Source organism: Streptomyces sp. KLMMK (assembly GCF_036961605.1).
Taxonomy (GTDB): Bacteria; Actinomycetota; Actinomycetes; order Streptomycetales; family Streptomycetaceae; genus Streptomyces; species Streptomyces telluris.
The window spans coordinates 1-1,179 of record NZ_JBAMDC010000757.1; the positions used below are offsets into that span (position 1 = coordinate 1).

At 76.7% G+C, this 1,179-nt stretch carries 1 protein-coding gene; it reads right to left on the reverse strand.

Annotated elements, in window-relative coordinates; genetic code table 11:
- A partial coding sequence (locus V7793_RS37765; RefSeq protein ID WP_336014266.1) for a helix-turn-helix transcriptional regulator occupies positions 1-1,179 on the reverse strand: 1,179 nt, incomplete at both ends.

Consider the following 1,179-nt stretch of genomic DNA (forward strand, 5'->3'; position numbering starts at 1 on the left):
ACCGCCCCGGACGTCCGTCCAGGCCCGCTCCGCGGGGTGCTCGGAGCCTGCCGCGCCCCCGCTCTCCGGAAGCTCCGCGAAATACTCCGCCAGGCCGGAGCGGCCCGTCACCGCCAACTTGCGGTAGACGCGGCTGAGGTGCAGCTCGACGGTGCGCTGGGTGACGAAGAGCTTCCCCGCGATCTCGCGGTTGGTGAACTTGGCGACCGCCATGAGCGCGACGCGGCGCTCGGTCGGGGTGAGGGCGTCGATGCCCACCTCGGTCGGCCGCCGCGGCCGGGCCCCGGCCACCAGCAGCTCCTGACGGGCCGTCTGGGCCAGCACGGCAGCCCCGCACTGCTCGGCCAGCGACTGCGCGCGCCGCAGGTGCTCGCGCGCCTCGCCGAGCCGGCTGGACTTGCGCATCAGGATGCCGAGGTCGGTGAGCACCCGCGCCAGGTCCAGCCGGGCGGAGGACTCCTCCAGCACCTCGACGGCCTCCCGCAGCGCCTCCTCGCCGCCCAGCCCCTTGGCCAGCAGCCCGGTCGCCCGCAGGGCCCGGCCGGTCGCCCGGCGGCCGCCCCAGTGGCGGGCGCGGGCGAGCTCCTCGTCGACGAGGACGAGCGCGGTGTCGCGCTCGCCGAGCGCCGCGTGCACGAGCGCGGCCTCGGAACGCCAGGAGAGGACCGCGGGGTTGAGCTGGCCGGCGTCGGCCAGCCGGCGGCCGCACTCCAGCAGGTCGGCCAGCCCCGCCTGCGGGTGTCCGCAGGCCACGCGGAGCCGGCCGCGGTGGAAGAGCAGGGCCGCGAATCCGGCGCCCTCGGGCACCTCGCCGTCCAGGGCGAAGTCGCTCAGGGCCCGGTTGGCCTCGCGCAGCTCGCCCGTCTCCAGCAGCGAGGCGACGACCGCCGCCACCGCCTGGCCGGTGCGGCTCCAGTGCCCGGAGGGCGAAGTCCCGGCAGGCTCCAGGGCGCTGCGGGCGTCCTCCAGGCAGCCGGGTATGTCACCGGTGCGGTAGCGCACTTCGGCGCGCATGCTGTGGGCGATGGTGAGCAGGGTGCGCGAGCCTTCGGCCCGCGCGCGGTCCAGCAGCGCCCGGCACTCGGACAGGGCGAGGTCGAGCTCGTCGGCGCGGGCGAGCACCTGCAGGGGCACGGTGCGGGTCGCGATGCGCCACTCGAGGCTGGTGTGCTCCTCCTG